The following is a 21,398-nucleotide window of genomic DNA, read 5'->3' on the forward strand; positions in this document are numbered from 1 at the left end:
GATGGTACTGAGTCGCGTTCTAGGCTCGATGCATGAGTGATCACGCGGTGCTGCATGTGAAAGGGCGGGTGCTGGTCGGGCCCGAGGAGGTCCGGGACGAGCTCTGGGTGGTCGGTGGACGGATCGCGTACCGGCGTCCGGCCGGGGAAGCCGTCTCGGTGCGGGGCTGGGTGCTGCCGGGGCTGGTGGACGCGCACTGCCATGTGGGGCTCGGCACGCAGGGTGCCGTCGACGCGGCGACCGCTGAGAAGCAGGCGATCACCGAGCGTGAGGCCGGTGCGCTGCTGCTGCGGGACGCGGGCTCGCCGTCCGACACGCGCTGGATGGACGACCGCGCCGACCTCCCGAAGGTCATCCGTGCGGGTCGGCACATCGCGCGCACCCGCCGCTACATCCGTAACTTCGCCCACGAGATCGAACCGGGCGACCTGGTCGCCTACGTCGCCCAGGAGGCGCGCAGGGGGGACGGCTGGGTCAAGCTGGTCGGCGACTGGATCGACCGCGACACCGGCGATCTGGCGGCCTGCTGGCCGCGTGGCGAGGTGACCGCGGCCATCGCCGAGGCGCACCGGCTCGGCGCCCGGGTCACCGCGCACTGCTTCGCCGAGGACTCGCTGCAGGACCTGGTGGAGGCCGGGATCGACTGCATCGAGCACGCCACCGGGCTCACCGCGGAGACGATCCCGCTCTTCGCCGAGCGCGGCGTCGCGATCGTCCCGACGCTGGTCAACATCGCGACCTTCCCGGCGCTCGCCGCGGGTGGCGAGGCCCGGTATCCCCGCTGGTCGGCGCATATGCGGCGGTTGCACGAACGGCGTTACGAGACCGTGGCCTCCGCCCATGAGGCCGGCATCCCGGTCTTTACCGGTACCGACGCCGGCGGCTCGCTGCCGCACGGCCTGGTGGCGGCGGAGGTCGCCGAACTGGTGAAGGCGGGGATCCCGGCCGTGGAGGCCCTGTCGGCGGCCACCTGGGGGGCGCGCCGGTGGCTGGGAAGGGACGCGCTCGCCGAGGGCGCGGTAGCGGACCTGGTGGTGTACGAGGCGGACCCCCGGGCCGATGTGGGGGTGCTGGCGGCTCCCCGTCAGGTGGTGCTCGACGGGCGCGTGGTGGGCTGACGGGGGAAGGCGCCGGGTTGACCCGGCGTAACCCGGCACCGTCCCGCCTCGTTGAGCGGCTTCATGTGCGCGCCCGGTGCTGTCACCGGCGCACCACCTCGCAAGGGTGACGACGGAGCGCCACGGGAACGCCTGTGCGTCCGGATTCGAAAGAAGGGGCGGAAACGCCACTTTCGAGTGAACTCACGTCAGGTTGCTGCCCGTTCACCCTCCGTGCGTAAAGATTCCCGTGTCTCGGTCGCCGGCGTACCCGCGAGGTCCCAAGCGGGTGCGCCTCCGGCGACGTCACGTCTCTTGTGGGGGTTCCACCACCTTGAACAGCAACACCTTCCGCATGCCCGTACGCCGTACGGCCGCCACCTTCGTGGCGGCCGCGCTGACCGCAGGGCCGGTGGCGCTGCTCGCCGCGGCCCCGGCGCAGGCGACCACCGGCGGTAGCGGGAAGGCGAGCGCCGTCGTGCTCCGTACCGGGCTCGACGTCTCGCTGCTCAACAGGACGGTCGACGTACCGCTCGACACCACACTCAACGAGGTGCAGGCCCCGGCGACGGCCGCGAAGACCGCACTGACCGCGAAGCTGGACGGAGTCGACCGGGGGCATCCGTTCAGCCTGCTGCGCGCCGACGTCGCCACCGCGAAGGCCACGGTCGGCTCCCACCGGGCGGAGGGGTACGTCAACATCGCCCGGGCCAGGGTCCATGTACCCGGGCTGCCGCTGCTGTCCCTGATCGAGGTCGAGAAGGTCACGTCGAAGGCGGAGTGCGAGGCGGGCGAACATCCCCGCGCGGAATCGAATGTGCTCGGCCACGTGACGGTGCTCGGCAAGCGCGTCACCCTCTCCGCCGGTGGCACGACCCGGGTTTCGGTGCCGGGCGTGGGCACGGTGACGCTCGACCTCTCGAAGACCAGCACCTCATCGCGTACCGCCGCGGCCACCGCGCTCCGGCTGAAGGTGTCGGTGAACCCGCTCAAGCTGAACGTCGCCGATGTGCGGGGCGAGATCACCCTCGCCCGGGCCACCTGCGAGTCGCCGAAGGCACCGCCGCGTCACCACGGCGGTGACACGGCGAGCCCCGCGCCCGGATCCCCGACCGCCGGCGCCCAGGACACCCAGCCGCAGGGCGCCGCCGAGCCGGTGAAGGCGGACGCCGCGGCCGGCGCGAAGGAGAACCTCGCGGAGACCGGCGGCAGTTCCATGACGCCGTACATCGCGGGCGGTGCCGTGGTGCTGGTGCTGGCCGGCGGGGGCGCACTCGCCGTCGCGCGAAGCCGCAGCCGCAACCGGGCCTGACGGCGGTCGGTCCCGACGGCAACCGGGTCTGACGGCGGACGGGGGCGTGCTGGGCCCCCGCCCGACCGGACCGGTCAGTCGCCGACGGCGGTCAGCGCCTGGTCGAGAGCCTGCAGAAAGCGGTTGGTGGTCGCCCGGTCGCGCACCGCGAGCCGTAGCCAGTCGGTGCCGAGACCGGGGAAGGTGTCACCGCGCCGGGCCGCGAAGCCGAGGCGGCGCAACCGGGCGCGGACCTCGTCGGCCCGCTCCGTCCGCACCAGCACGAAGGGGCCCTCGGCCGCCTCCACCACCCGTATTTCGTCGAACTCGGCCAGGCCGGCCAGCAGATGGGCTCGGTCGGCGGCGATCCGGTGGGCCGCTCGGGCGGCTTCGGTGAGCGCCGCCGCCGCCGAGCAGGCCTCGGCGGCTGCGAGGGCCGGGGTGGAGACCGGCCAGAGCGGCTGCGCCCGCTCGAGCAGTCCGATGGTCTCCGGACCGGCGAGCACGTAGCCGATCCGCAGCCCGGCGAGCCCCCAGGTCTTGGTGAGGCTGCGCAGCACGATCAGACCGGGGATGTCCGTACGGTCCGCCAGCGACTCCCGTTCGTCCGGCACCGCGTCCATGAACGCCTCGTCCACCACCAGCGTGCGTCCGGGCGCGGCGAGCGCCTGGAGGGTCCCGGTCGGATGCAGTATCGACGTGGGGTTGGTCGGATTGCCCACCATCACCAGGTCCGCGGTGTCCGGCACGGCGGCGGGATCGAGCCGGAAGCCGTCTTCCTCGCACAGCACCACCCGTTGGACGGTGTGCCCCGCGTCGCGCAGCGCTGCCTCGGGTTCGGTGAACTGCGGGTGGACGACCACCGGTCTGCGCACCGGCAGTGCGCGCGCGATCAGCACGAACGCCTCGGCGGCTCCCGCGGTCAGTAGCACCCGTTCCTCGGGAAGGCCGTGCCGGGCGGCCACCGCTGCCCTGGCCGCCCGGCCGTCGGGGTACGCGGCCAGCGAGGAGAGCGAATCGGCGATGTGTGCCTTCAGCCAGTCCGGCGGGGTTCCCGTCCGGACGTTGACTGCGAGGTCCACGAGATTGCCGGAACCGTGGTCCCGGACCTCGGAGTCCCCGTGGTGGCGCAGATCGTGTGCGTCAGAGTGTGTGCGCATGACTGCCATGGTGGTGATGGTGGTACCCGACGTCCGCAGCAGGGAAGTGGGGCCGCTCAGGAAGTTCGACTTTGTACGGGACCGGTTGCTCTGCGTCCCGTCTGCGCCGTGCCACGGCGCAGGTGGCCATCGGGGCCCGGTCCCCGGGGCACGACTTCCGCTTCGCCACGATCAGCTCGCCCCCGGACGCCAGCGCGGCGGCCTCGGCGACGGACGCAGTGGCGACCGCTTCGAGCGCCGCGCCGGACGGGTTCGGCACCGGGATACCGGCGAGTTCGGTGGCCGAGTACGTCCGCAACGCCACGCCCAGTGCCGCTGCCGCCCCCAAGAGCCCCGGCTCGGCGCCCCGGGCGTCCACGGTCGCCAGCGCGACCACGTCGAGCGGTGAGAGTCCGGCGACGCGCAGCGTGTCCACGATCAGCCCGAGCACCTCACCGGTGGCGACACCCCGGGAGGCCCCCACCCCCACGACGAGCGGCGCGGCGCGCGGGGTATGTCCGGTATCCGCATCCGGCATGGACGGAGTTCCTCTCCGGTCGGGGCGGTGATCCGCGCGGCGGACCGGCACCTGGATCATGCGTGGATGTGCGTGAAGGGGGTGCCATGGGCTATGCAGGGGCGCATGGCGGTCTTTGTTGCGCTCGGCGCGTTTCTGATGACACTGGTCGGCGGCTGGACGGCGCAGCACGTCACCGACCGGCGTCATCTGGTGCTCGGGCTGGCCGGGGGTCTGATGCTCGGCGTGGTGGGACTCGACCTGCTGCCCGAGGCACTGTCGGCGGCGGGCGGCGAGGTCTTCGGAGTACCGGCCGCGCTGCTGCTGTTCGTCGCGGGGTTCCTGGTGGCCCACCTCGTCGAGCGCCTGCTCGCGGTACGCCGGACGGCACACGGGGCGCACGAGCCGCCAGGACCCGGCCCCGCGCACGGCGAACCGCACGGCGAATTCCACGAGGGCGGCGCGGTGGCGGGCGGGCGGATACCCCAGGTGGGGCTGACCGCCGCCGCCGCGATGGTGGGACACAGTCTGATGGACGGCGTCGCGATCGGCGCGGCCTTCCAGGTGGGCGGCGGCATGGGGGCGGCCGTGGCGATCGCCGTGATCACCCATGACTTCGCGGACGGCTTCAACACGTACACGCTGACCAGCCTCTACGGCAACGCACGCCGCAGGGCGGTGGCCATGCTGGTGGCCGACGCGCTGGCCCCGGTGGTGGGCGCCGCGTCGACGCTGCTGTTCACCCTCCCGGAGCAACCGCTCGGCGCCTATCTCGGTTTCTTCGGCGGCGTACTGCTCTATCTTGCCGCCGCCGAGATCCTCCCCGAGGCGCATCACGAGCACCCGGCGCGCTCCACGCTGCTGTTCACCATCGGGGGAGTGGCCTTCATCTGGCTGGTGGTGGGCGTGGCCGGCTGAGCCGGACCGGGTCACCGCGCGCACCCGTCCACGAAGCGCCGGGCGACGTCCGGGCGGCCCGCCCAGTGGGTGTGCAGATAGCTCGCGTGCACGCCCTGCTGCACGAAACCCTCGAGCCGGCGGGCCGGCTGACGCATGCCCCAGGCGGCCGATGGCCCCGCGCCCGGCTCCAGCACCGTGCGGTGGAACTCGTGTCCGCGCATCCGGGTCCCGGCCTGTGCGAACGAACTGTCGCAGACGGCCACCGCGTCCCGGTAGCCGAGCGTCAGCCGCTCGGACATCCGGCCTTCGGCAGCCAGCACGCCGCACATCGGCTGCCCGTCGAGCGAGCGGGACAGATACAGCAGCCCGGCGCATTCGGCGGCGATCGGCGCGCCGGAGAAGGCGAGTTCGGCGACGGCTTTGCGGAGCGGCTCGTTGGCGGACAGCTCCGGGGCGTACACCTCCGGGAAGCCGCCGCCGATGACGAGTCCGCGGGTGCCCTCGGGCAGCTCCTCGTCGCGCAGTGGGTCGAAGGCGACGACCTCGGCGCCGGCGGCGGTGAGCAGTTCGGCGTGCTCGGCGTACGAGAAGGTGAACGCGGGGCCGCCGGCCACGGCTATCCGGGGGCGCCGGTGCCCGGCGTACGGCGGATGCGCCTGCCCCGCCGAACCGCAGGCGACACCCGGGTCCCAGGCCTCCGCGGCCGGCCCGGGCGCACTCCGCGCCAGGGCCAGCAGCCCTTCCAGATCACATCCGGCCCGCACCTGCGCGGCCAGTGCCCGTACGGAATCCACCGCCTCGGGTTGCCGTTCGGCCACCGGCACCAGGCCCAGATGCCGGGAGGGTGTCCGCGCCTGCGGAACCCGTCGCAGCACGCCGAGGACCGGCACCCCGGATTCGTCCAGCGCCTCCCGCAGCATGGTCTCGTGCCGGTCCGACGCCACCTTGTTGAGGATCACCCCGCCGATCCGTACCTCCGGATCCCAGGACGCGAAGCCGTGCACCAGCGCGGCCACCGAGCGCGACTGGGACGAGGCGTCGACGACCAGCACCACCGGCGCCCGCAGGAGTTTCGCGATCTGCGCGGTGGAGGCCAGCTCCCCCTGACCGGCCGCCCCGTCGAACAATCCCATGACACCCTCGACCACGGCCAGATCGCAGCCCGCGGCGCCATGCTCGAAAAGCGGCGCGATGAGCTCCGTCCCGCACAGGTACGCGTCGAGGTTGCGGCCGCGGCGCCCGGTGGCGAGGGCGTGGTAGCCCGGGTCGATGTAGTCCGGCCCCACCTTGTGCGGCGACACCGCGAGCCCGCGCTCGGCGAAGGCGGCCATCAGCCCGGTGACCACGGTGGTCTTGCCGCTCCCCGAAGCCGGCGCGGCGACGACGAGCCGAGCTACCACTCGATTCCCCTCTGGCCCTTCTGACCCACGTCCATCGGATGCTTGACCTTGGTCATCTCGGTCACCAGATCCGCGAAGCCGAGCAGTTTCTCCGGCGCGTTGCGGCCGGTGATCACGACGTGCTGGCTGCCGGGGCGCTCCCGCAGGACGGAGATCACCTCGTCGGTGTCCACCCAGCCCCAGTGCATCGGGTAGGCGAACTCGTCCAGTACGTAGAGCCGGTAGGCCTCGGTGGCGAGGTCGCGCTTGACCTGCTCCCAGCCCTCCTTCGCGGCCTCCTCGCTGGACTCGATGTCCCGCTGGACCCAGGACCAGCCCTCGCCCATCTTGTGCCAGGCGACGGTCCCGCCCTCACCGCTCTCGCCGAGCACCCGCAGCGCCCGTTCCTCGCCGACCTTCCACTTCGCGGACTTGACGAACTGGAACACCCCGATGGGCCACCCCTGGTTCCAGCCGCGCAGCGCGAGCCCGAAGGCTGCCGTCGACTTGCCCTTCCCCGGGCCGGTGTGCACCAGGGTCAGTGGCCGGTTGCGGCGCTGGCGGGTGGTGAGCCCGTCATCGGGCACGGTGGTCGGTTGTCCCTGCGGCATCAGGCGGCCCTCCTCGAAGTGGTCTGTACGTCCTTCACAAGTCCGGCGATGCTCTCCGCCCGCAGCTCGTCCAACGTCACTGCGGTGCCGCCCAGTTGGGCTGCGAGTTCCCCGGCGAGTCCGAGCCGCACCGGGCCCGACTCGCAGTCCACGACGACCGACGCGGTGCCGTCGGCCTCGTGCAGCCGGGCCGCACGGGCGGCCAGCGCCACCGGCTCGGGGCCGCCGGTCGCACGGCCGTCGGTGACGACCACCAGCAGCGGGCGGCGCGAGGGATCCCGCAGCCGCTCGATCCGCAGCACGTCATGGGCCTTCAACAGCCCTGCGGCCACCGGCGTCCGGCCCCCGGTGGGCAGCTGCTCCAGCCGGGCGGCCGCCGCGTCGACGGACGAGGTGGGCGGCAGCGCCACGTCAGCGTCCTTCCCGCGGAACGTCACCAGGCCGACCTTGTCCCGGCGTTGGTAGGCGTCGAGCAGGAGCGAGAGGACCGCGCCCTTGACGGCGCTCATCCGCTGCCGGGCGGCCATCGACCCGGACGCGTCCACCACGAACAGCACCAGATTGCCCTCGCGCCCCTCCCTGGTGGCCTGCCGCAGGTCGTCCCTGCGCACCACCAGGCCGGGGCCCGACCGGCCGCGGGCCCGCTGATGCGGCGCCGCGGCCTGCACGGTCGCCGCCAAGTGCAGCTTGGTGAGCGCTCCTCGGGGCCGCTGGGCCCCGGTGGTCCTGCCGTGCTCGGTGCGGGCCCTGGAGCGACGGCCTGCCGCGCCTTCCCCGAGTCCGGGCACGCTCAGCATCTTGGTACGGAACGGTTCGGCGGCCCGGGCGGCCGGCTGCTCGCCGCCGCCGGACGGTGCGGCACCCGCCGCGGCGCCCTCGCGGTCGCCGCCGGGCTCCCCGGCGTCGGACGGCGTCGGCATGTCGCTGCGGCTCGCGTCGTCCTGCGGCGGTGTGCCGGGGTCGTCGCCGGGCGGCCGGCCTCCGCCGCCGGGCCCGTCGGGGCCGGGGTCGTCGTCCTCGTCGCCGCCGAACTCCTTGAGCGTGTCGTCCAGTTTCTCCTCGTCGAGTCCCGGCGCGTCGAACGGATTGCGCCGGCGGCGGTGCGGCAGCGCGAGCAGGGCCGCCTGACGTACGTCGTCCGCGGTCACCTCGGTGCGACCGGCCCAGGCGGCCAGCGCGCTCGCGGTGCGGGCCATCACGATGTCCGCGCGCATCCCGTCCACCTCGAAGGCCGCACAGGTCGCCGCGATCTGCAGCAGCGCGGGGTCGCCGAGACGGACGTCGGGCAGCAGGTTACGGGCAGCGACCACCCGCTCGCGCAACGTCCGTTCCTCGTCGGCCCACTTGGCTGCGAAGGCGGCCGGATCGTCGTCGTAGGCCAGCCGGCGCCGCACCACCTCGACCCGCTGCTCCGGTTCGCGCGATGCGGCGACCTCGACGGTCAGCCCGAAGCGGTCCAGCAACTGCGGCCGCAGTTCGCCCTCCTCGGGGTTCATCGTCCCGACGAGCAGGAAGCGGGCGGCGTGCCGTACCGACACGCCCTCGCGCTCGACGTACGAGGCGCCCATCGCGGCGGCGTCCAGCAGCAGGTCGACCAGGTGATCGTGGAGCAGGTTGACCTCGTCGACGTAGAGGATCCCGCGGTGCGCGTCGGCGAGCAGTCCGGGCTCGAAGGCCTTCACGCCCTCGGCCAGCGCCCGCTCGATGTCCAGGGCGCCGACCAGCCGGTCCTCGGAGGCCCCGACCGGCAGTTCGACCATGCGCGCAGGCCGCGACGCGCCGGCCGCTGCCCCTCCCGACGCGCCGGCCGGGCGGTGCGGCCCGTCGGGACACGCCGGGTCGGGGGCCGCGGGGTCGCAGGAGAAGCGGCACCCGGCAACCACCGGAACCTCCGGCAGCAACGCCGAAAGCGCGCGCACCGCCGTCGACTTGGCGGTTCCCTTCTCCCCCCGGACCAGTACACCGCCCACGGCGGGGGAGACCGCGTTGAGCAGCAGCCCGAGCCGCAGGTCGTCCATCCCGACTATCGCGGTGAACGGATAGGGGGTGGTCATGAGGGGATCACTCCTTCGGGTACACGGGTACGGACGGGACAAGGCAGCGCGGTGTTCACGGGGCCCCGGGCGGGATGAAGGGCAGTCCGGCCGGAGCGCCCGATTCGATGAGCGCGAGCAGCCGGTCGGTGTCCGCGTGCTCCTCGATGAGGTCACCGAGCCGGTCGAGCTGTTCCTCGCGGAGCGTGCCGAAGCCGGTGTCGGGAGCCGGTACGAAACGCCGCCCCGCCGCCCGCGCGACCTCCCGGAGGAAGGCGCGCCGGAAGCCGTCGCTCTCCAGCGAGCCGTGCCAGTGGGTGCCCCAGACGGCACCGGAGCGGCAGCCGTCAAGGAAGGCCTCGCCGCCCAGCACTTCGGCCACCCCGTGGTGGATCTCGTACCCCTCGACGCGTTCACCCAGCGCCTCACCGGTCGGCCGGCCCAGCGTCTTCGCGGCGGCGAACGTGACTCGTACGGGCAGCAGCCCCAGGCCGTCCACGGCGCCGGCCCGCGACTCGATCTCGTCGTCGATGTGCTCGCCCAGCAGCTGGAAGCCGCCGCAGATGCCCAGCACCGGGCGGCCCTCCGCGGCCCGGCGGGCCAGCGCGTCGGCGAGTCCACGCCGACGCAGCCACTCCAGAGCGCGGACGGTGCCCCGGGTGCCCGGCACGATCACCAGGTCCGCGTCGGCGAGCTCGTCCGCCCGGTCCACGAACCGCACCAGCACGCCGGGTTCGGCCGCCAGTGCGTCCACGTCGGTGAAGTTGGACATCAGCGGCACAGCGCAGACGGCGACCCGCAGCACCTCCGCACCGTGCGGCGGGGCGACGGACGACTCACGCACGGTGCCCCGCATCGAGATCCGCAGCCCGTCCTCCTCGTCGATGCCGAGGCCGTGCGCGAACGGCAGGACGCCGTAGGTGCGGCGCCCCGTCAGCCCGTGCAGCATGTCGAGGCCGGGCTCCAGCAACGACACGTCGCCGCGGAACTTGTTGACCAGGTAACCGGCGACCAGCGCCTGGTCCTCGGCGCTGAGCAGCGCGGTCGTACCGAAGAACGAGGCGAAGACACCACCGCGGTCGATGTCGCCCACCACCACCACCGGGAAGCGGGCGGCCCGGGCGATGCCCATGTTGACGATGTCCGTCCGCCGCAGATTGATCTCGGCCGGGCTGCCGGCCCCCTCACAGATCACAGCGTCATACGTGCCCCGAAGTTGGTCCAGACAGTCCGTGACCGTCCCCAACAGAGCTTCCCTGTGTCCCACTTGGGCGCTGTCGCCGTTGGTCGGAGCTCCGGCGTCCCCGAAGAACCCGCGGGCGCTCATCTCGCCGACCGGCTTGCCCATCAGGACCACCTGGCTCGACCGGTCGCTGCCCGGCTTCAGCAGCACCGGGTTCATCAGCGCCGATGGCTCCACCCTGGCCGCCTGGGCCTGCATCGCCTGCGCGCGGCCGATCTCCGCACCTTCGCGGGTGACAAAGGAATTCAGCGACATGTTCTGTGCCTTGAAGGGCGCGACCTTGACGCCACGGCGCACCAGCCACCGGCAGATGCCGGCCGTCACCACGCTCTTCCCGGCGTCCGAGGTGGTTCCGGCGATCAACAGTCCGCCACTCATCCGCGCACCTTTCTCACCGCACGGGTCTTCCGCACGAGGGACTTCCGAACCACCAGGGCTGTCGCGAGTGCGAGCAGACCCACCCGGCGAGACAGGCGCACCGCGCGCTCGATGTCTCCCACCCCGGCCGGCCTGCCGCCACCGTTGAGTACGGCCCGGTGCTCGACCCGGCCGCCGTACGCGAGAGTCCCGCCGAGCCGCACGCCCAGCGCTCCGGCGAACGCCGCCTCCACCGGACCGGCGTTCGGGCTGGGATGACCGCCCGCGTCCTCGCGCCAGGCGCGGGCAGCGCCGCGCGGGTTCCCGCCGGCCAGCACCGCCAGTACGGCAGTCAGCCGGGCGCCCGGCCAGCCGGCCAGATCGTCGAGCCGGGCCGCTGCCCAGCCGTACCGCAGATACCGGGGCGAGCGGTGGCCGACCATCGCGTCGAGGGTGTTCACCGCGCGGAAACCCACCAGGCCGGGCACTCCGCACAGGGCGCCCCAGATCAGCGCGCCCACCACGGCGTCCGACGTGTTCTCGGCGACGGATTCCACCACGGCGCGTGCCAGTTGCTGAGAGTCCAGTGTGTGCGGGTCCCGGCCGCACAGGTGCGGTAGCCGTTCCCTGGCCGCTTCGATGTCGTTCGCCGCCAGCGCGGCACCGACCGTACGCGCCTCCCGGCCCAGCGAAGTACCGCCGACGACCGCCCAGGTGGCGACGGCGGTCAGCGCGATCCCGGCCCCCGGGCGGCCGCGCACGGCACGCCGGGCCAGCGCCGCGGTGCCCACCGCGCTGCCGACGCAGACAGCGGTGTGCAGGGCGCCCCAGGCCCGGTGGTCACGCCACAGGCGCCGCTCGACGGCGGCCGCGGCCCGTCCGAAAGCGGCCACCGGATGTCCGCGCCGGGGATCTCCGAGGACCAGGTCCGCGGCGATGCCGGTGGTGGCGCCGTATACGAATACCTGCTCGGCACGCATCGGGTCAGCAGGCCGTTGCGCCTCGACGGGCTCTCGTGCGGGGGGTACTTCTCGTACGGGTCACAGCATCGGGCAGCAGGCAGCCGCGCATGGCGATAGGTCCTCACTCAGGGTGTCCGCGCCCTGGTTCGACGGGTCCGGCGGTGAGAGTTCCTGGCTCCCGGGGGGTGACCCCCGGTGACAGTGGCGGGACCGCGCCGGATTCACACCGGGCTTCCTCTCCTGCCGCCGTACTGGCCCCGGCAGTCCACCACGTGCCGCGAACACCCGTCAACTCGCCTTGACCTGCGAGGAGGCGACGTGGTCGAACGGCGGTCAGCCGACGATGAGGTGGATCCCGTACGCGACGGCGGCCGCGCAGAGAGCGAAGCAGGCGTACGCGCCGGCGCGTGCGGCGGGCGCCGGCGCGGTACTGCCGGCCCCGTCCGGTGCCGACCTCCGGGCCAGGCTCACGATGCCGAGGGTGAACAGGCCCACCAGCCCGACGGTGGCCACCAGACTGACGCCGAAAACGGTGCCGAGAGCTGCCCAGTCGATGTTCATGATTGCGGTGTCCTCTTCTTCAGACCGCGGCCGGTCGGGTGGGTTCCGGTGCGCTGTCCGGGGCGGGGATGGTGGCCCGGAGAGCCTCGGCCGTCAGCCCGGCCGGTGGCGGGCTGACCGCCGCGATGGCGGCGGTGACGACGTCCACGGGCTCGACGGGCTCGTCGGGGGTGACGCTGTGCCGGTCGACGGGCTTGCGGCGGGACAGCGACCAGATGACGCCGGAACCGGCGACCAGCAGGACCGCCACGGCGCCGACGCCCCAGGGGCCGTGGCCGGTCAGATACTCCGCACCGGCGCCGACCAGGGCGGCGGCGGGCAGGGTCAGAACCCAGGCGATGCACATGCGGCTCGCGGTGGACCAGCGGACCACGCCGCCCTTGCGTCCGACGCCGGCGCCCATCACGGAGCCGGAGCAGACCTGCGTGGTGGAGAGCGAGAAGCCGAGGTGCGAGGACGCGAGGATCACGGTCGCCGCGCCGGTCTGGGCCGCGAAGCCCTGCTGCGGCCGGAGCTCGGTGAGCCCCTTGCCCATGGTGCGGATGATGCGCCAGCCGCCCAGGTAGGTGCCCAGCGCGATGGCGGTGCCCGCGGAGACGATGACCCACAGCGGTGGGTTCGATCCGGGGGCGATCACGTTGCCGGTGACCAGGGCCAGGGTGATGACGCCCATGGTCTTCTGCGCGTCGTTGGTGCCGTGCGCGAGCGAGACCAGGCCGGCGGACGCGATCTGCCCGGCCCGGTACCCCTTGGCGGTGGACTTCTCGTCCGCGTGGCGGCCGATCCGGTACGTCAGCCGGGTGGCGAGCAGCGCGGCGAGTCCGGCGACGACCGGCGCCGCGACCGCGGGCAGCAGCACCTTGGTGACGACCACGTCGCCGTTGACCCCGGAGGAGCCGACCGACATCAGGGTGGCGCCGATGAGACCGCCGAAGAGTGCGTGGGAGGAACTGGACGGCAGGCCGAGGAGCCAGGTCAGCAGGTTCCAGAGGATGGCGCCGACGAGCGCCGCGAAGATCACCTCTGTGGTGATGCCCTGTTCATTGATGATCCCGCCGGAGATCGTCTTGGCGACCTCGACGGACAGGAAAGCCCCGACAAGGTTGAGCGCGGCGGACATGGCCACCGCGGTCCTGGGTTTGAGAGCGCCGGTCGAGATGGTCGTCGCCATCGCGTTGGCGGTGTCGTGGAAACCGTTCGTGAAATCGAACACGAGAGCGGTAATGATCACGATCCCAAGGAGCAGGGTCAAGTGTTCCATTTACCTGGGCAATCGCTTGAGGTCATTGACGCGACGAACGTAGGCAACCTGAATGAACGGAAGATGAACTGGGACGGGCGCTGTGGTGACTCTGTCCGGTCGGGGAGTTTCCGCTTTGTCCCTGCGTGATCGCGCGAACGCGAGGGGGCACGGGACGTGATCCCGCCCGCCTGACATCATCGCCGGATGACCGCCCCGCATACAGACCCGTATACAGAACCGAACGCAGTCGCAGAGGCCTGGCGCGACCTGGTGGCCACCGCCCGCAGATCGGCGGCCGAAGGTCTGGTCGTGGGCACATCGGGCAATGTCTCGGTACGGACCGGCGACCTGATCCTGGTGACGCCCAGCGGCGTCCCCTACGACAGGCTCGGCCCGGAGGACACCGTCGCGGTGGACCCGACGGGCCGCCAGGTCATCGGCCGGCTCAAGCCGACCAGTGAGCTGCCGCTACATCTCGCGGTGTACCGGAACACCGAGGCGTCCGCCGTCGTCCACACCCACGCGGTGCACGCGACCGCCGTCTCCACCCTCGTGCCCGAACTGCCCGTCATCCACTACATGACCGCGGCACTCGGCGGCCCGGTGCGGGTCGCCCCGTACGCGCTCTACGGCACGGACGAGCTGGCCGAGCACATGCTCCGCGCCCTGGAGCACCGCACCGGCTGTCTGCTGCAGAACCACGGCACGGTCACCCATGGCAGCTCCCTCGAGCTGGCCTACGACCGCACCGCGCAGCTGGAATGGATGTGCAGGCTCTGGCTCACCGCCAGTGCGCTTCCGGGCCGGACACCCTCGCTGCTCTCCCCCGCCGAACTGGCCGAGGTGGGCGAGAAGCTCCGGGGATACGGCCAGCCGGGCCGATAAACGCCGGACCCTGGGCCCGACGCCGTTTGCTGCGGCCCACTGGCCGTCCGGCGGGTGCGTACGGACACTGGAGAGATGCGCCCGGCTACAGCGACGGCATTGGCCGTCACCTCCCTGATAGGCGTCGGCGTGGCCTCGGTCGCCGCCGGCCGGTACACCGGCAACGCCGCTCTCAAGGCGTCGCGACGCCCGCTGCCCACCGAACCCCGGATCTCCGTGCACGCCACGGACCCCGGCCGTATCACCCTGACCCGCTGCCTGGCGTCGCTGCGCCCCGGTACGTACGGCCTGACGGGCACCGGATCGCACGCCGTCGCCGGACCCGTGCTCGACCTGGTGCCGCGTACGGCCGACACCGTCGTACGGCGTCTCGAACGGGTCTCGCACGGCGTGCTCGCCCCCGGCGACAAGGTGCGGCTCACCCCGCAGGTGTACGTCGGCGATCCCCGGTCCGCGCTGGGCCTCGATTTCACCGATGTCGACATTCCCGGTGAGCTCGGCTCCTGCCCGGCCTGGTTCGTGCCCGGACCCCGCTCCATCTGGGTCATCACGGTGCACGGCATCGGCACCACCAGGGAACACCCGATGAACGTGATGAGCCTGCTGCACCAGCTGCAGTTCCCGGTGCTCGACATCGCCTATCGCGGGGATCCCGGCGCACCCGCCTCCCCCGACGGCCTCGGACGTTTCGGCGCGGAGGAGTGGCAGGATCTGGACGCCGCCATCCGTTACGCGGTCGACCACGGCGCGGAGCGCGTCGTCCTGCACGGCTGGTCCACCGGCGCCTCCATGGCCCTGCACGCGGCCGCCGGGTCCGCGCTGAGCGACCGCATCAGCGGACTGGTGCTGGACTCCCCGGTTCTCGACTGGGAGGCCACCGTGCGCGCTCTGGCCTCGGCACGCCGCACGCCGGCTGCGCTGCTGCCCCTCGCGGTCAGGGCGGCCCAGGGGCGTACCGGCCTGGACGGCGACCGGCTGCGCGTCGTGTCGGCGCCCGACGCGATGTGCGTCCCCACCCTGATCTTCCACGGCCCCGGCGACCGGTTGTCGTCCTGGCGCCGGTCGCGCGAACTTGCCCGGAGACGGCCCGAGTTGGTCATCCTGGAGGCCGTCGACAACGCCCCGCACGCGGCCATGTGGAACGCGGACCCGGCTCACTACGAGGAGACCCTGCGACGCTTCCTCACGCCGTTGATGTGAAGCCGACCGGCTCCGTCAACCTGAAAGGCGGGGTTCCGTTTGGGCTTTCGGCCCGTCAGAGGCGAGACTGCTCCCCGTGACGTCCCGTACTCCGCGCGACTCCAGGCTCAGACTCGTCCGTCCTCGACCTCTCCTCACGGCTCGCCGTGTCGTGACCAGCCGGCCAGCCCGCCCCACCCCGCGGCCACCGGAGGGCACCCCGCCCGCCGCGGAGCTGGCCCGTCAGGCGCGAGCGGTCCTCGCCGACGCCGTCCGGGTCGCCCGCTGGGCCGCGGAGACGCTCCCCGCGGCTCCCGGCTCCGCAGGTTCCCGCTCCGCAGTTCGCCGCGCCGCGGATTCCCGCTCCGAACGCGCGGCACGGACTCCGGTGGGGCAGGCCGGCGAGCTTCTCGCGCAGCCGGCGGAACGGGCCGTGCGGGAACTCGACTTGACGCCGGATGAGGTGCGCGCGGGCTGGGACCGCGCCCGGCTCGCCGGGCTGGTCGAGCTGCACGGCGGCACCGCACGGCCCGGCTGGCGGCTGCGCGCCTGGGACGGCGACGACTCCGCGGTGCTGCGCGGCTGGGTGGCGCTCTTCGACGCATGGTCGATCGTCCACCCGGCCTCCGAGGATGTCGCGGCCTCCGCGGTCGCCGAGGTCGTCGAGGCCGTCCCGCAGGTGCTTTCGCTGCTCCAGCTCTCCGCGGGCCCGGTGACCGTGCCCGCCCTGCTCGATCTGCTCGAGCAGCGCGTCGCCGAACTGCACGAGGAGCGCTGCGAGGTGCCCTACGGGCCCCGGCAGCAGCCCGCCGCCCCCGCGCCGCTCCCGGAGCTGCTGGACTGGGCGCTGCGCGGGCTGGCCGCGGTCGGTGCGCTGACCCTCGGGCCCGGCCTCGCGACCCTGACCCCGCTGGGCAACTGGGCCGTCTGGGTCAAGCTGGAGCAGATCTGCGTCGCTGCGCAGAGCCCGGCAGGGAACATCGAGCAGCCGGCCGACGACATGCTGCGCGGCTGCGCCGGGCTGACCCCCGGCCCCGCGCGCGCCGAGTACCGTGCCTGGCTGGCCGCGCGGCCGGTCGGCAGCGCCGTCGCCGAACTTCTCGGCGTCGCCCGCGGCGAGGACGCTCTGCTGCGCGGCCTCGCCTTCGAGGCTCTGCGGGTCGTCGGCGGCCCTGCGGAGGCCGCCGTCCGGGCCGCCGCAGACGAGATCTCGCTGCGCCCGTACGCGCTCCTCTGGCTGGCGGAATACGAGGGGGCCGACCCCGACGACGCCCACGACGCCCTGACCCGTGCGGAAGCGACCTGGCTCTGGGTGGACACAGCTGCGGCCGTCGCCGATCACGGCGAGACCCCGTTGCTGGTCCGCCACCTCGAATCGGCCGTGCAGGGCACCGTCCCGGCGCTGCTCGAAGAGGTACAGGCGGTGGGTCATCCACGCACCGTGCAGGTGCTGGTGGCCCTCGCCGCGGCGCACCCGGACCCGGCACTGGCCAAGGCCGTGCGCCGGGCGGCCTTCCAGGTGCACACCGGGGGAGTCTGACCGGTCCGGCGCGAGCAGCTGATCCGGCACACCCCGGGCACCGGCCGGCCCCCTCGGTCAGTCCTGGGCCGGGGCCCCCGGTACGTAGGTCCCGAAGCTCCAGACGTTTCCCTCCGGGTCACGGGCCATGTAGTCGCGGGAGCCGTAATCCTGGTCGGTCGGTGGCATCAGGATCTCCACCCCGTGCTCGACGGCCTGCCGGTGGTGTGCGTCGGTGTCCTGGACCACCACGTAGACCCCGACCGGGCCGCCGCCCGCCATGGCCTTGGCGAACACGCCTTCGCGGCCCTTGGAACCCAGCATCACCAAGCCGTCGCCGTATGCCAGCTCGGCGTGCAGCACCCGGCCCTGCTCGTCCTCGTAGACGGCCTGTTCGCTGAAGCCGAAGGCTTCTTTGAGCAGCCGGATCGCTGCCTTCGCGTCGTCGTACAGAATCGTCGGACTGATGGTGACGGCCATGCCGCTCACCCTTCCCACTCGACTGTTGATCGCACTGGATCGGAACCGGTACGCCTGCGGGACCCAGTCTGGCACCGGGCACCGACAACGTCCCGGCGTGACATGGACCACCCCGGACGGAGCCGCCGCGGCGGCAGAGCGCTTGCGCGACACCGTTAGACTGGGCCCCATGGCATTTCTCCTTGTGCATTAGCCGGCGTCGAAGCATCCCCTCCGCCTGCCCTTCCGCCGTCCATACCGCCCTGGAGTCTTTCCGTGATCACCGCTTCCGGCATCGAGCTGCGCGCCGGCGCCCGCATCCTCATCGAGTCCGCTTCCTTCCGTATCGCCAAGGGCGACCGCATCGGCCTGGTCGGCCGCAACGGCGCGGGCAAGACCACCCTCACCAAGTGCCTCGCAGGTGAAGGCGTCCCTGCCGGAGGCACCATCACCCGTACCGGTGAGGTCGGTTACCTCCCGCAGGACCCACGCACCGGCGACCTGGACGTGCTGGCCGGCGACCGCATCCTCTCCGCCCGCGATCTCGACTCCGTGCTGCGCAAGATGCGGGAGAACGAGGAGCGGATGGCCAACGGGCAGGGCGCCACCCGCGAGAAGGCGATGAAGAAGTACGAGCGCCTGGAGACGGAGTTCCTCACCAAGGGGGGGTACGCGGCCGAGGCCGAGGCGGCCACCATCGCCGCCGCTCTCGGACTGCCCGACCGGGTGCTCGGCCAGCCGCTGCACACACTCTCCGGCGGTCAGCGGCGCCGGGTCGAACTCGCCAGGATCCTCTTCTCGGACGCCGACACTCTGCTCCTCGACGAGCCCACCAACCACCTCGACGCCGACTCGATCGCCTGGCTGCGCGATTACCTGAAGACCTACCGTGGCGGGTTCCTCGTGATCTCCCACGATGCCGACCTGGTCGAGACGGTCGTCAACAAGGTCTTCTACCTGGACGCCAACCGCACGCAGATCGACGTCTACAACATGGGGTGGAAGCTCTACCAGCAGCAGCGCGAGGCCGATGAGAAGCGTCGCAAGCGTGAGCGGCAGAACGCCGAGAAGAAGGCCGCGTCCCTCAACTCGCAGGCCGACAAGATGCGCGCCAAGGCGACGAAGACCGTCGCTGCCCAGAACATGGCTAAGCGCGCCGACCGGCTGCTCGCGGGCCTGGAAGCGGTCCGGGTCGCCGACAAGGTGGCCAAGCTGCGCTTCCCCGACCCCGCGCCGTGCGGCAAGACCCCGCTGATGGCCGAGGGGCTGTCCAAGTCGTACGGCTCGCTCGAGATCTTCACCGACGTGGACCTCGCGATCGACAAGGGCTCGCGCGTCGTCATTCTCGGCCTCAACGGAGCGGGCAAGACCACCCTGCTGCGCCTGCTGGCCGGCGCCGAGAAGCCGGACACCGGTTCGGTCGTCGAGGGGCACGGGCTGAAGATGGGCTACTACGCCCAGGAGCACGAGACGCTCGATCCCGAGCGCACGGTGCTGGAGAACATGCGCTCCTCGGCCCCCGACCTCGATCTGGTCCAGGTGCGCAAGACGCTCGGCTCGTTCCTCTTCTCGGGCGACGACGTCGACAAGCCCGCGGGCGTGCTCTCCGGCGGTGAGAAGACCCGCCTCGCGCTGGCCACCCTGGTGGTCTCATCGGCCAATGTGCTGCTCCTCGACGAGCCCACCAACAACCTCGACCCGGCGAGCCGGGAGGAGATCCTCGGCGCGCTGCGCACCTACAAGGGGGCGGTCATCCTGGTCACCCACGACGAGGGGGCGGTCCACGCGCTGGAGCCGGAGCGGATCATCCTGCTGCCGGACGGAGTCGAGGACCTCTGGGGCCCGGACTACGCGGATCTCGTCGCGCTTGCCTGATCCACTTCGGCCTGATCCACTCCGGATGGATCATTCGGCCCATGGGTGATCCATCATCTGAGTGAGTCGCTCTCGTACCCCGGCGTGTCATGCACCGGCTCCGTCGTCCCGTGACGACCGGACGGCCGGACGCCGCGCCGGGGTTGCCATGATGCCTCTGACCTGTACTTTTCGGTGTGCACAGGGTCCCTGTCGGAGGCTGGAGGAAGCGGAATATCAGAATCCGTTTGTGCTCGTGACGCGGGCCACACTCATCCCCGTCCTAACAGACCTTGCCGAATGGGTGGCCAGGACGGCGGGTAGGGGTGATCATGAGAGTCCAGAGCGCACTTCCTTGAGGAGGCACGGGTGGCCGAGACTCTGAAGAAGGGCAGCCGGGTAACCGGCGCCGCGCGCGACAAGCTCGCGGCAGACCTGAAGAAGAAGTACGACTCCGGTGCAAGCATCCGGGCGCTGGCCGAAGAGACCGGCCGCTCCTACGGATTCGTCCACCGGATGCTCAGCGAGTCCGGCGTGACCCTGCGGGGACGCGGCGGAGCGACACGAGGTAAGAAGGCCGCATCGGCCTGACGGGTCCGCGGTGCGGCAACCGCGGTCCGGGATCACCGGTTCTTGGCGGTGACCACCCGGTCGACCGAGAGGTCGGCAGGGTGGTTACTGTGCAGTCACTTATCTGTCTGCATCCGAACCGGAGGCTCCCATGACCTCGATGGCCCATGTGCTCGACAAGGACGGCGTACGGCTCACCGTCGAGGACGCCGTTGCCACGGTGACGCTGGCCAATCCTGCGAAGCGCAACGCTCAGTCTCCCGCTCTGTGGCGGGCGTTGACGGAAGCAGGGCGGTCACTGCCGGGCAACGTCCGTGTCGTGGTGCTCCGCGGTGAGGGCAAGTCCTTCTCCGCCGGCCTGGACCGACAGGCGTTCACGCCCGAGGGTTTCGACGGCGAGCCGTCCTTCCTCGATCTGGCACGCGGTGGCGACGCCGAACTCGCCGCGGTCATCGCCGAATACCAGGAAGGCTTCACCTGGTGGCGCAGGCCCGACCTGATCACCGTCGCCGCCGTCCAGGGCCATGCGATCGGCGCCGGTTTCCAGCTCGCCCTCGCCTGCGACCTGCGGGTCGTCACCGAGGACGTGCAGTTCGCCATGCGCGAGACCAGTCTCGGACTCGTCCCCGATCTCACCGGGACCCATCCGCTGGTCGGGCTCGTCGGATATGCCCGCGCGCTGGAAATCTGCGTCACCGGCCGTTACATCCATGCCGACGAGGCGGTCCGTACCGGCCTGGCCAACCTCGCCGTGCCGGTCGAGGAGCTGGACAGCGCCGTGACGGACCTGGTCGGCGCGCTGCTCGCCGCCCCGCGGGACGCGGTGATCGAGACCAAGGCCTTGCTTCGCGGTGCCTCGGAGCGTACCTACGAGGACCAGCGGGCCGCGGAGCGGGCCGGACAGGCCCGCAGGCTGCGGGACCTGGCGGGGCTCTCGGACTGACCCGTCCCCGGCGGCGGACACGGGCGCCGGCCTCCGGTCACGACACCCGCTGCGGTCACGACACCCGCTGCGGTCACGACACCCGCTGCGCCCGGTGCTTCGCCGCGCGCAGCCGGATTTCGGCGGGGAACTGCGCCAGCCCCGCCGAATCCCGGGCGTGAGCCAGCGCTCCTGTGGAGAGACCGGACAGCGCGGCGGTCGGCTGGGCGTGCGCCTCGAGGACCAGTACCACCCGGGCCTCGGGCGCCGTCCGCCGCCCCCGCAGCGCGACCTTGGCGCGATCGACTCCGTGCAGCGCCTCCGCCTCGCTCGACAGCACGTCCTCCAGCGCACGTCCACGGAGCCGCGCTCCCTCACCGTCTCCGCTGTCCACCAGGACCTCCGAGAGGCGCGAGCCGCGCAGCTGGGCGAACAGCCACCACAGAGCGAGCAGGACGATGACCGCGAGCCCCGCGATGACCGTCGGCCACCACCAGCTCTCGTCGCGGTACCGCTGCCGGTTCGGCGCGCTCAGCAGGACGGCGTGCGGTCCGCTGAAGGGCCACCATGACGCAGTGGAGAGACCGAGCCCCGCTGCCAGTACCGCGCCTCCGAGCGCGAGCAGGGCCAGGCCGGCGACGCACACCAGCACCCGGTTGACCGACCTCCGCATCGCG

Annotated in this window: 19 protein-coding genes, 1 pseudogene and 1 riboswitch; of the genes and pseudogenes, 9 read left to right on the forward strand and 11 right to left on the reverse strand. The window is 72.2% G+C overall.

What is annotated here, in order from left to right; all coding sequences use genetic code 11:
- Positions 1-32 precede the first annotated feature (32 nt).
- On the forward strand, positions 33-1,118 hold the full coding sequence (locus AB0M87_RS23140) for an amidohydrolase family protein (protein ID WP_365855832.1): 1,086 nt from the start codon (positions 33-35) through the stop codon (positions 1,116-1,118).
- Between the two features lie 334 nt (positions 1,119-1,452).
- Positions 1,453-2,409, forward strand: coding sequence for an SCO1860 family LAETG-anchored protein (locus tag AB0M87_RS23145; RefSeq protein ID WP_365855956.1), 957 nt, complete (start codon positions 1,453-1,455; stop codon positions 2,407-2,409).
- A gap of 74 nt (positions 2,410-2,483) precedes the next feature.
- Here AB0M87_RS23145 and cobC read toward each other — a convergent pair whose 3' ends face one another.
- Together cobC and AB0M87_RS23155 are read right to left on the reverse strand one after the other, a co-directional pair.
- Positions 2,484-3,548, reverse strand: coding sequence for an Rv2231c family pyridoxal phosphate-dependent protein CobC (gene cobC, locus AB0M87_RS23150; protein ID WP_365855833.1), 1,065 nt, complete (start codon positions 3,546-3,548; stop codon positions 2,484-2,486).
- Between the two features lie 103 nt (positions 3,549-3,651).
- A pseudogene (locus tag AB0M87_RS23155) lies at positions 3,652-4,023 on the reverse strand (cobalamin biosynthesis protein); the annotation flags it as partial.
- A gap of 147 nt (positions 4,024-4,170) precedes the next feature.
- On the opposite strand from AB0M87_RS23155, the gene AB0M87_RS23160 reads away from it, so the two are divergent.
- A complete protein-coding gene (locus tag AB0M87_RS23160; RefSeq protein ID WP_365855834.1) occupies positions 4,171-4,962 on the forward strand; it encodes a ZIP family metal transporter in 792 nt (263 codons plus the stop codon).
- Positions 4,963-4,973: 11 nt separating this feature from the next.
- Here the strand turns inward: AB0M87_RS23160 and AB0M87_RS23165 are convergent, their stop codons facing one another.
- From AB0M87_RS23165 to AB0M87_RS23195, 7 genes are all read right to left on the reverse strand, one after another.
- Entirely contained in the window at positions 4,974-6,344 is a 1,371-nt protein-coding gene (locus AB0M87_RS23165) for a cobyrinate a,c-diamide synthase (RefSeq protein ID WP_365855835.1), read from the reverse strand.
- Complete coding sequence (gene cobO / locus AB0M87_RS23170) at positions 6,338-6,934, reverse strand: cob(I)yrinic acid a,c-diamide adenosyltransferase (protein WP_365855836.1); 597 nt, start codon at positions 6,932-6,934, stop codon at positions 6,338-6,340. Before cobO ends, AB0M87_RS23165 begins: the two co-directional genes overlap by 7 nt.
- On the reverse strand, positions 6,934-8,988 hold the full coding sequence (locus AB0M87_RS23175) for a putative cobaltochelatase (RefSeq protein WP_365855838.1): 2,055 nt from the start codon (positions 8,986-8,988) through the stop codon (positions 6,934-6,936). The genes cobO and AB0M87_RS23175 overlap by 1 nt, the downstream gene beginning before the upstream one ends.
- A gap of 55 nt (positions 8,989-9,043) precedes the next feature.
- Positions 9,044-10,588, reverse strand: coding sequence for a cobyric acid synthase (locus AB0M87_RS23180; RefSeq protein WP_365855840.1), 1,545 nt, complete (start codon positions 10,586-10,588; stop codon positions 9,044-9,046).
- Entirely contained in the window at positions 10,585-11,547 is a 963-nt protein-coding gene (locus AB0M87_RS23185; RefSeq protein WP_365855842.1) for a cobalamin biosynthesis protein, read from the reverse strand. Before AB0M87_RS23185 ends, AB0M87_RS23180 begins: the two co-directional genes overlap by 4 nt.
- A 147-nt stretch (positions 11,548-11,694) precedes the next feature.
- Positions 11,695-11,768: riboswitch (cobalamin riboswitch) on the reverse strand.
- 94 nt (positions 11,769-11,862) lie between these two features.
- Positions 11,863-12,090 carry a hypothetical protein gene (locus AB0M87_RS23190; protein WP_365855844.1) on the reverse strand — a complete coding sequence of 76 codons (228 nt, stop codon included), beginning with the start codon at positions 12,088-12,090 and terminating at the stop codon, positions 11,863-11,865.
- A 19-nt stretch (positions 12,091-12,109) separates the two neighbouring features.
- The gene (locus tag AB0M87_RS23195; protein ID WP_365855846.1) at positions 12,110-13,351 is read right to left on the reverse strand and encodes an inorganic phosphate transporter; all 1,242 of its coding nucleotides are present in this window, start codon (positions 13,349-13,351) and stop codon (positions 12,110-12,112) included.
- A 186-nt stretch (positions 13,352-13,537) separates the two neighbouring features.
- Here AB0M87_RS23195 and AB0M87_RS23200 point away from each other — a divergent pair, with 186 nt between their 5' ends.
- The 3 genes from AB0M87_RS23200 (at position 13,538) to AB0M87_RS23210 (ending at position 16,937) form a co-directional block, all read left to right on the forward strand.
- Positions 13,538-14,218: a class II aldolase/adducin family protein gene (locus tag AB0M87_RS23200; protein WP_365855848.1), complete on the forward strand. Its 681-nt coding sequence runs from the start codon at positions 13,538-13,540 to the stop codon at positions 14,216-14,218.
- Between the two features lie 75 nt (positions 14,219-14,293).
- Positions 14,294-15,418, forward strand: a complete 1,125-nt coding sequence (locus tag AB0M87_RS23205; RefSeq protein WP_365855850.1) for a hypothetical protein — start codon at positions 14,294-14,296, stop codon at positions 15,416-15,418.
- 151 nt (positions 15,419-15,569) lie between these two features.
- Complete coding sequence (locus AB0M87_RS23210) at positions 15,570-16,937, forward strand: hypothetical protein (protein ID WP_365855852.1); 1,368 nt, start codon at positions 15,570-15,572, stop codon at positions 16,935-16,937.
- 57 nt (positions 16,938-16,994) lie between these two features.
- On the opposite strand, the gene AB0M87_RS23215 is transcribed toward AB0M87_RS23210, so the two are convergent.
- A complete protein-coding gene (locus AB0M87_RS23215) occupies positions 16,995-17,396 on the reverse strand; it encodes a VOC family protein (protein ID WP_365855854.1) in 402 nt (133 codons plus the stop codon).
- A gap of 255 nt (positions 17,397-17,651) precedes the next feature.
- Between AB0M87_RS23215 and AB0M87_RS23220 the strand changes: the two genes are divergently transcribed.
- The 3 genes from AB0M87_RS23220 (at position 17,652) to AB0M87_RS23230 (ending at position 20,742) form a co-directional block, all read left to right on the forward strand.
- Complete coding sequence (locus AB0M87_RS23220; RefSeq protein ID WP_365855856.1) at positions 17,652-19,250, forward strand: ABC-F family ATP-binding cassette domain-containing protein; 1,599 nt, start codon at positions 17,652-17,654, stop codon at positions 19,248-19,250.
- A 348-nt stretch (positions 19,251-19,598) separates the two neighbouring features.
- Positions 19,599-19,820 carry a helix-turn-helix domain-containing protein gene (locus tag AB0M87_RS23225; protein ID WP_006123601.1) on the forward strand — a complete coding sequence of 74 codons (222 nt, stop codon included), beginning with the start codon at positions 19,599-19,601 and terminating at the stop codon, positions 19,818-19,820.
- Positions 19,821-19,950: 130 nt separating this feature from the next.
- On the forward strand, positions 19,951-20,742 hold the full coding sequence (locus tag AB0M87_RS23230; protein ID WP_365855859.1) for an enoyl-CoA hydratase/isomerase family protein: 792 nt from the start codon (positions 19,951-19,953) through the stop codon (positions 20,740-20,742).
- 73 nt (positions 20,743-20,815) lie between these two features.
- Here the strand turns inward: AB0M87_RS23230 and amaP are convergent, their stop codons facing one another.
- Positions 20,816-21,394: an alkaline shock response membrane anchor protein AmaP gene (gene amaP / locus AB0M87_RS23235; protein ID WP_365855861.1), complete on the reverse strand. Its 579-nt coding sequence runs from the start codon at positions 21,392-21,394 to the stop codon at positions 20,816-20,818.
- Positions 21,395-21,398: the final 4 nt, after the last annotated feature.

The organism is Streptomyces sp. NPDC051320, from assembly GCF_040682175.1.
Taxonomy (GTDB): domain Bacteria; phylum Actinomycetota; class Actinomycetes; order Streptomycetales; family Streptomycetaceae; genus Streptomyces.